The following is an 8,184-nucleotide window of genomic DNA, read 5'->3' on the forward strand; positions in this document are numbered from 1 at the left end:
AGCCGGACGGACCTTCCTGGTCGCCCGGCCGCTGCGCCCGACGAGTTGGAGGAGCGCACCGGCGTCGTCGTGCCGGACGAGGGTCCCTACGAGACGTTGGCGGGCCTCGTCATGACGGAGCTGGGACGTGTGCCCCAGCTCGGGGACTCCGTGGTGGTCGCAGGGGCCCACCTGACGGTCACCCAGATGCAGGGGCGTCGGGTCACGCAGGTCACCGTCACACCACCCCCGCCCCACCACGAGGAGGAGGTGTCACTGTGAGCCCACTCGTCGGGGTCCTCGTCACCGTCCTCCTGCTGGGGGTCAACGCCTTCTTCGTCACCTGTGAGTTCGCCACCACCTCCTCGCGGCGCTCCCAGATCGAGCCCCTCCACGAGCAGGGCAAGCGCGGGTCCGCCCAGGCGATGTACGCGCTGGAGCACGTCTCGCTCATGCTGGCCATCTGCCAGCTGGGCATCACCGTGGCCTCCACCTCGCTGGGCGTGGTGGCGGAGCCCGCCATCGCGCACCTGGTCGAGGGGCCGATGGTCTCCCTGGGCCTGCCCGCCGCCTCGGCGCACGTGGTCGGGTTCGTCGGCGCCCTCGTCATCGTGCTCTTCCTCCATGTCGTCTTCGGCGAGATGGTCCCGAAGAACATCGCGATCGCGAACCCGCACCGCGCACTCCTGGTGCTCGCGCCCCCGTTGGTGGCCTTCGGCCACGTCCTGCGTCCGGTCATCGAGGCGATGGACCACGCGGCCAACTGGTTCCTCAGGATCCGCGGCATCACGCCCCGCTCGGAGATCTCGGCCGCCTTCACCGCCGAGGAGGTCGCCTCGATCGTCGAGCGCTCCCAGCAGGAGGGGAAGATCCACGACGACCTCGGCCTCCTGACGGGCACACTCGAGTTCTCCGAGGAGAACGCGGGCAACGCGATGGTCCCCCTGGACGACCTCGTGGTCCTGCCCCGCGACTGCACCCCCGCCATGGTCGAGAGCGAGGTCGCCCACACGGGGTACTCGCGCTACCCCGTCGTCGGCGAGGACGGGGCCATCATCGGCTACATCCACCTCAAGGACGTGCTCTACGCCCAGGGGCCCGAGCGTGACGAGCCCGTCACCCCCTGGCGGATCCGCCGCATGGAGTCGGTCCGGGCCACCGACGAGGTCGAGGACGCACTGCGCCACATGCAGCGCACGGGGACGCACTGCGCGGAGGTGGTCGACGACCACGGCGACGTGCAGGGCGTCCTGTTCCTCGAGGACATCCTCGAGGAACTGGTGGGGGAGGTGCGCGACTCCCTCCAGAGGGAGCAGGGCACCTGAGTCCCGGAATGTGTCGGGAGTCACTGTGGGGTTGCCCCTCCGGGACGATCGATCCACACACTTCACCGCGATCCCGTTATAGGTTTGTGACCGTTGTGGTCGGGCACCCCGACCCGGAACCCCTGGAGGACGTCAGTGACCCGAGAAGTGGCGAGCCCCTTCCCGAGCCGCCGTGACCTCCGTGGCAGTGGTCGAGGTCCCTCTCCCGCGGTCGACCCGACGGATCCCGTGGTGCGCACCCCCGGTGGCACCTCGGACACCGCTTGTCCCCTGCCCTCGCGCCGCTCCCTGCACGTCGCACCCACCCGGGCGGCGTCGCCCTCGTCGTCGGTCCCCTCCCACGCCGCCCCGCCGCCCCCGGCCACGCCGGGCACCGTGACCACGGGGGAGGCTCCGTTCCCTGCCAGTGGCAGCTCCCGGAGGCCCCGTCACGGGGTCGGGCGCGCCTCGGTGCTCGTCGCGCTGGGGGCGATGACCGTGGCGGTGCCCCTGTCGGGCTTCGTCGGTCCCGACTCCTCCGTGGACCTGCCCGCCCGGGCGCTCGGTGGGCCAGTGGGAGGGGCCACTTGGGCGGACGGCCGGGCGTCGGACGTGGCGGACGCCGACTCCCTGGGGGCCACCGTGGCCGCGGCCTCGCGCAGTCGTGTGCGGAGCCCCCTCGAGACGACGAAGTGCCTGGCGGCCGACACGGCGTCGGACGGGACCCGTTAGGTCGTCGTCGAGGCGGACGACGTCGTCTACCCACTGACACAGGGCTCCTACCAGGTCACCTCCGGTTTCGGGATGCGCATCTCCCCGGTCACCGGGCAGGCCCTCATGCACGAGGGCGTGGACATGTCCGCCACTCTGGGGACCCCGATCCACGCCGTCGCCGACGGCGAGGTCGTCGAGCTGACGTCGGACTACAGGTCCGGCACCTACCTGCGCATCCGGCACACGGCGTCGGACGGGAGCGTCTTCTACTCCGCCTACGCCCACGAGTACATGGCCGACATCCTCGTGGCCGTCGGGGACCACGTCACCGCCGGTCAGCAGATCGGTGCCGTGGGGTCCAACGGGTGGTCCACGGGCCCGCACCTCCACTTCGAGATCCACGACGCGTCCGACACCCCGGTCGAGCCGCTGTCGTGGATGCAGTCCCACGGGGCGGCCTTCATCGGTGAGGAGTGCTCGTGATCCCCGTCGGCTCCCGCAGGCACCCGCTCGTGCTCGCCCACCGCGGCGGCGGTGACGAGGCGCCGGAGAACACGGTCGAGGCCTTCGCACACGCGCGCTCACTGGGGGTCCGCGACATCGAGACCGATGCCCATGTCACCGCCGACGGGAAGGTGGTCCTGGTCCACGACCCCTCCGTCGACCGCGTCACCGACGGGACCGGCGCGGTGGCGATGATGACGTGGCGGGAGATCTCCCGCCTGCGCAACCCGGAGGGGGGACGGATCCCGCTCCTCTCCGAGGTGCTCGAGGAGTTCCCCGACCTCGCCTTCAACATCGACGCCAAGGAGGACGAGGTCGTGGCCCCCCTCCTGGACGTCCTGGCGGACCACGACGCCTTCGGGCGGGTGCTGATCGCCTCCTTCTCCGAGCGTCGCCTGGAACGTGTCCGGAGGTCCGGGCACGAGGGTCTGAGCACCTCCCTGGGGTCCACAGCGGTCGCCCGTCTCCTCGCGGCCGCCGAGACCGGCACCAACCCCACCACGTGGCACGTGCCCGGACCGAGGCAGGGGGTGCGCGCCGTCCAGGTTCCGGTCTCCTACGGTCCGGTGGGTGTCGTCTCGCGGCGGTTCGTGGCGACCGCACACGCCGCCGGCATCGCAGTGCACGTGTGGACCGTCGACGACGCGGAGGAGATGGTGCGACTCCTCGACCTGGGTGTCGACGGCATCGTCACGGACCGGCCCACCATGCTGCGCGACATCCTGCGTGCGCGTGGGCAGTGGGAGGACGACCCGGAGGACCGGGGCCCGGCGCAGGCCTGAGTCGGGACGCCACCGGTCAGGGTCCGGACGATGTCGGTTCAGGCCTCCGCCGCGAGTTCCTCCTCGACCTGCTCCAGACCCGACCTCGTCCCCAGTTCCAGGTGGGGGAGCGCCAGGGAGACCAGCGCGGCCACCACCAGGACGGGCGACAGGTACAGGAAGATCGGTGTCAGCGCCTCGACATAGGAGTGCACGATCCCTCCTCGCAGGACATCGGGCAGCCCCGAGACCAGGTGCGGGGTCAGCGATGCGGGATCGAGGCCCTCGGAGCGTGCCCGGGCCAGTGCCGTGCGGGTCGCCTCGTCGGGGGAGGAGGCCAGATCCGCGAGGAGCGCGGAGAGCCTGTCGCTGAGCCGCGAGGTGAACAGGGCCCCGATCAGCGCGGACCCGAGGGTCACCCCGATCTCACGGAAGAAGTTGTTCGAGGAGGTCGCCGTCCCCACGATCCGCTGGGGCACCGCGTTCTGGACGAGGAGGACGAGGAGCTGGAAGAAGAGTCCGATCCCGGCGCCGAGCGCGAAGGTGTAGGCGCTGAGCAGGAGGACCGAGGAGGTCTCGTCCACCGTCGACATGAGGACCAGGCCCCCGGCTGCGACCAGGGAGCCGACGGGCGGGAAGGCCCGGTAGTGGCCGGTGCGTGACACGAGGGCACCCGACACGGTGGAGGCGAGCAGCATGCCGACCGTCATGGGGATGAGCATCAACCCGGAGGTGGTCGCCGAGACCCCGTAGGCCATCTGCAGGTAGGTCGGGAGGTATCCCATCACCCCGAAGAGGGCGCCCATGGCGAGCATCCCCATGACGGTGGTGATGACGAAGGTGCGGTTGGTGAACAGCTGCATGGGGATGATGGGCTCACCGACCCGCGACTCCACCACGGGGAGGAGACCCCAGGCGAGCAGGACGAGGGCGACCAGGCCCGCACTCTGCCACGAGGCCCACTCGAACTGGTTCCCACCCCAGGTGGCCAGGAGGACGACGGCGACCGCCCCGACATCGAGCAGCGAGAGCCCCGCCCAGTCGACCCGTCCCTCGAAGCGACGCGCCGGCAGCTCCATCGCCAGGGCGATCGCGACCCACGCCGCGACGCCCAGCGGCAGGTTGATCCAGAAGACCCAGTGCCAGGACACGGAGTCCGTCAGCCAGCCGCCCACCAGCGGCCCCAGGACCGAGGCGACGCCGAACATGGCACCCATCGGCGCCATGTAGAGCGAGCGAACGCGGGCGGGCAGGATGTCGGCGGTGATGGCCTGCGAGGAGATCATCAGGCCTCCACCGCCCAGTCCCTGGAGGAAACGGAAGGCGATGAAGGTACCCATCGAGTCCGCGAACCCCGACAGGGCCGAGCCGACCAGGAACAGGGCGATGGCCACGAGGAAGGTCCGCTTGCGGCCGAAGAGGTCCCCGACCTTGCCGTAGACGGGCATCGACACGGTGATGGCCAGGGTGTAGGCGGTGACGATCCATGCCATGTGCTCGACGCCGCCCAGGTCGCCGACGATGGTGGGCATGGCGGTGCCGACGATCGTCTGGTCCAACGCCGAGAGGAACATGACGACCAGGAGGAAGACGTAGATCAGCCAGAAGCGGCGGTCCGGGTGGAAGGCGATCTCCTCGGCAGGGGTGGTCGCGGTCGTGGCGGGGGTGGGCATGGTGCTCCTGGGGATGTCTCGATGGTTCTGGATGGAGGGCAGGATCCGGTGCCGCTCAGCCGGCGAGGGCGTTCCTCAGCCCGTCCACCGCGGGAGGCACGAGTTCGCTCAGTGGCGTCCTCCGCGGGCCGGCGTGCCACGTCCCGAGGACGGTGCGCTCGACGGAGGTGACCAGGCATGCCGTCGCCACCGCATCGGGCGACGTCCCGGGGACGCCCAGGCGTTGCGCGGCCGCCTCGCGGACCGCCGTCTCGAAGTCGTGCACCCTCGCCATGAGGAGGGGATGGAGCTCCGGATTGCCGTGGACCACCTCCATGCCGGTCCCGTCGTCGTCAACGGTCTGCTCGAGCACCTCCATCCGGGCGACCATGAGCTCCTCGACCGCGTCGAGGAGACCGGGTGTGCGGCGTGAGGCGAAGTCGGCCAGGGCGCGGGGAGGCACCTCGTCGAGGTCCGGGATGAAGGCGTCGTTCTTCGTCGGGAAGTGGTTGAAGAAGGTCCGCCTGGACACGCCCGCCGCCTCTGCGATCTGCTCGACGGTGATCTCCTGGACCTGCCGGGTGCGCGCCAGTCCGAGCGCGGCGCGGTGGATGTCCTGACGGGTCCGCCGGGATCTCGACGAGGGGCAGTGGGCGGTCTTCACGCAGAGCATTCTGCACTGAGTGCAGAAACTGCACAAGGTGCAGGACGTGGGAAGCGTCACCGGGGCGGTGGATGGGCAGCGGTGCATGTCCCGGACGCCGTGGTCACGGGTACGGCCGGCAGTGGCCCGGACAGGGGAGTGGCCCGGACAGGGGAGTGGCCCGGCTCCGACCTCTCGTCGGAACCGGGCCACGCTTCCGTGGTGCCCCGAACAGGATTCGAACCTGCGGCCTTTCGCTCCGGAGGCGAACGCTCTATCCACTGAGCTATCGGGGCCGACGTCGAGACATGGTACCAGCCCCGGGCACCGGCCCCGCACCCGCACGGGCGGCAGCACGCGTGAGATACTGGACGGCGCCCCGCACCCCCACCGAGGAAGGTCCCACGTGCGCGTCCACATCGCTTCCGACCATGCCGGTTTCGAACTCAAGGCCCATCTGGTCGAGCACCTGCGCGAGGAGGGCTTCGAGGTCGTCGACCACGGTGCCGAGACCTACGACCCCCTCGACAACTACCCACCGATGTGCCTGGACTGCGCGGAGGCCGTCGCCGCGGATCCCGGGAGCCTGGGCATCGTCATCGGGGGCTCGGGCAACGGCGAGCAGATCGCGGCGAACAAGGCCCGCGGGATCCGTGCGGCCCTGGCCTGGAGCGAGGAGACGGCAGCACTGGCCCGTCAGCACAACGACGCCAATGTGGTGTCCATCGGGGCGCGCATGCACACCGCCGAGGAGGCCACCCGTTTCGTCGACGTCTTCCTGGCCACCCCCTTCAGTGGCGACCAGCGTCACCAGCACCGCATCGACCAACTGACGAACTACGAGCAGAGCGGCCTCATCGACCGCGACTGAGCGCCCGGGGGGCCGGCCGGGGTCCGCGCACCGGGAGCATTCGCCCACCGCGCGCCCATCCGACTACCCTCGTCCCGTGACCCCTGAAGAACTCGCCGCACTCATCCGCACCACGCTGCTCGACGCCGCGACCGCGGGCCGGATCGCCCTGGACCCGACCGACGTCCCCGACACCGTCAAGGTCGAGCGCCCCCGCAACCGCGACCACGGTGACTGGGCGACCAATGTCGCCCTCCAGCTGGCCCGGCGCGCGGGCCTCACCCCGCGCGAGTTCGCCGAGGTCCTCGCCGCATCCCTCCGCGAGGCGGAGGGCATCGAGGGGGTCGCCGTCGCCGGACCGGGGTTCATCAACATCACCCTGGGCGCGGCCTCCGCCGGGCAGCTCGCCGCGGCCATCGTGGGGGCGGGCACGGCCTACGGCACGAACACCTCGCTGGCCGGCACCCACATCAACCTCGAGTACGTCTCCGCCAACCCCACCGGCCCGGTCCACCTGGGTGGGGCACGCTGGGCGGCCGTCGGCGACTCCCTGGCCAGGCTCATGGAGGCCTCCGGAGGCCAGGTCACGCGCGAGTACTACTTCAACGACCACGGCTCCCAGATCGACCGTTTCGCGCGCTCCCTCCACGCCCGCGCGATGGGCCACGAGGCCCCCGAGGACGGCTACGGCGGCCAGTACATCGCCGAGATCGCCGACCAGGTCCGCCACGACGCCCTGGCCGCGGGCGAGCCGGATCCCGTCACCCTGCCCGAGGAGGACGCGGTCGAGGCGTTCCGCGCCCGTGGCGTGGACCTGATGTTCGACGAGATCAAGGAGCGTCTGCACACCTTCCGCTCCGACTTCGACGTGTTCTTCCACGAGGAATCCCTCCACACCTCCGGTGCCGTCGCCCGGGCCATCGAGGTGCTGCGTGAGCGCGGCGAGGTCTTCGACGAGGACGGCGCCTTGTGGCTGCGCACCACCGACTACGGCGACGACAAGGACCGCGTCCTCATCAAGTCCGACGGCCAGGCCGCCTACTTCGCCGGCGACGTCGCCTACTACCTCGACAAGCGCCGCCGTGGCGCCGATGTCGCGGTCTACCTCCTGGGTGCGGACCACCACGGCTACATCGGACGCATGATGGCGATGTGCGAGGCCTTCGGGGACACCCCGGGGGTCAACATGCAGATCCTCATCGGCCAGATGGTGAACCTCGTCAAGGACGGACAGCCCGTGCGCATGTCCAAGCGTGCCGGGACGATCGTCACCCTGGACGACCTGGTCGACGCCGTGGGCGTGGACGCCGCGCGTTACGCCCTGGTCCGTGTGTCCATGGACTCCAACCTCGACATCGACCTGGACCTGCTGACCTCCCACACCAACGAGAACCCGGTCTTCTACGTCCAGTACGCCCACGCCCGCACCCGCAACGTGGCCGCAACGCCGCCGAGCACGGTGTCTCCCGTGAGGCCGGGTTCGACCCGGCCGCGCTGGACCACCCGGCCGACGCCGACCTCCTCGGTGTCCTCGCCCAGTTCCCCGCCCAGGTGGCCCAGGCGGCCGAGCTGCGCGAGCCCCACCGCGTGGCGCGCTACCTCGAGCAGCTCGCCGCCGCCTACCACGCCTGGTACGGCCAGTGCCGAGTCACCCCGCGCGGTGAGGAGTCCGTGACCCCCGGTCACGTCGCGCGCCTGTGGCTCAACGACGCGGTGTCCCAGGTCCTGCGCAACGGCCTGGGCCTGCTGGGCGTCGAGGCACCCGAGAGGATGTGAC

Annotated in this window: 8 protein-coding genes, 1 tRNA gene and 1 pseudogene; 7 read left to right on the forward strand and 3 right to left on the reverse strand. The window is 70.7% G+C overall.

What is annotated here, in order from left to right; genetic code table 11:
* The 5 genes from TA90_RS07250 to TA90_RS07265 form a co-directional block, all read left to right on the forward strand.
* A partial coding sequence (locus TA90_RS07250; RefSeq protein WP_043535430.1) for a transporter associated domain-containing protein occupies positions 1 to 261 on the forward strand: 261 nt, incomplete at its 5' end.
* The gene (locus TA90_RS07255) at positions 258 to 1,304 is read left to right on the forward strand and encodes a hemolysin family protein (RefSeq protein ID WP_043535432.1); all 1,047 of its coding nucleotides are present in this window, start codon (positions 258 to 260) and stop codon (positions 1,302 to 1,304) included. The genes TA90_RS07250 and TA90_RS07255, both read left to right, overlap by 4 nt.
* 135 nt (positions 1,305 to 1,439) lie before the next feature.
* Entirely contained in the window at positions 1,440 to 2,015 is a 576-nt protein-coding gene (locus TA90_RS15540; RefSeq protein ID WP_231550695.1) for a hypothetical protein, read from the forward strand.
* A gap of 72 nt (positions 2,016 to 2,087) precedes the next feature.
* Positions 2,088 to 2,480 (forward strand): M23 family metallopeptidase, encoded by a 393-nt coding sequence (locus TA90_RS15545; RefSeq protein ID WP_231550696.1) that lies wholly within the window; start codon positions 2,088 to 2,090, stop codon positions 2,478 to 2,480.
* Positions 2,477 to 3,283, forward strand: a complete 807-nt coding sequence (locus TA90_RS07265) for a glycerophosphodiester phosphodiesterase family protein (RefSeq protein WP_043535433.1) — start codon at positions 2,477 to 2,479, stop codon at positions 3,281 to 3,283. The genes TA90_RS15545 and TA90_RS07265 overlap by 4 nt, the downstream gene beginning before the upstream one ends.
* A 38-nt stretch (positions 3,284 to 3,321) precedes the next feature.
* Here the strand turns inward: TA90_RS07265 and TA90_RS07270 are convergent, their stop codons facing one another.
* The 3 genes from TA90_RS07270 to TA90_RS07280 all read right to left on the reverse strand — a co-directional run bounded on the left by TA90_RS07270 (position 3,322) and on the right by TA90_RS07280 (position 5,853).
* Positions 3,322 to 4,935: an MDR family MFS transporter gene (locus TA90_RS07270; RefSeq protein ID WP_043535434.1), complete on the reverse strand. Its 1,614-nt coding sequence runs from the start codon at positions 4,933 to 4,935 to the stop codon at positions 3,322 to 3,324.
* Positions 4,936 to 4,990: 55 nt separating this feature from the next.
* The gene (locus TA90_RS13215; RefSeq protein WP_187120108.1) at positions 4,991 to 5,578 is read right to left on the reverse strand and encodes a TetR/AcrR family transcriptional regulator; all 588 of its coding nucleotides are present in this window, start codon (positions 5,576 to 5,578) and stop codon (positions 4,991 to 4,993) included.
* 199 nt (positions 5,579 to 5,777) lie between these two features.
* Positions 5,778 to 5,853 (reverse strand) — tRNA-Arg (locus TA90_RS07280).
* 110 nt (positions 5,854 to 5,963) lie between these two features.
* On the opposite strand from TA90_RS07280, the gene TA90_RS07285 reads away from it, so the two are divergent.
* On the forward strand, positions 5,964 to 6,428 hold the full coding sequence (locus tag TA90_RS07285) for a ribose-5-phosphate isomerase (protein ID WP_043535436.1): 465 nt from the start codon (positions 5,964 to 5,966) through the stop codon (positions 6,426 to 6,428).
* 76 nt (positions 6,429 to 6,504) lie between these two features.
* Positions 6,505 to 8,183, forward strand: a pseudogene (gene argS, locus TA90_RS07290) (arginine--tRNA ligase).
* Position 8,184 lies beyond the last annotated feature (1 nt).

Source organism: Actinomyces polynesiensis, from assembly GCF_000820725.1.
In the GTDB taxonomy this organism is placed as follows: Bacteria; Actinomycetota; Actinomycetes; order Actinomycetales; family Actinomycetaceae; genus Pauljensenia; species Pauljensenia polynesiensis.

Excerpts from the sequence above, each read along its gene's own strand:
- TA90_RS15545 (WP_231550696.1), top strand. The coding sequence starts at position 2,088 with ATGCGCATCTCCCCGGTCACCGGGCAGGCCCTCATGCACGAGGGCGTG.
- TA90_RS07270 (WP_043535434.1), bottom strand. The coding sequence starts at position 4,935 with ATGCCCACCCCCGCCACGACCGCGACCACCCCTGCCGAGGAGATCGCC.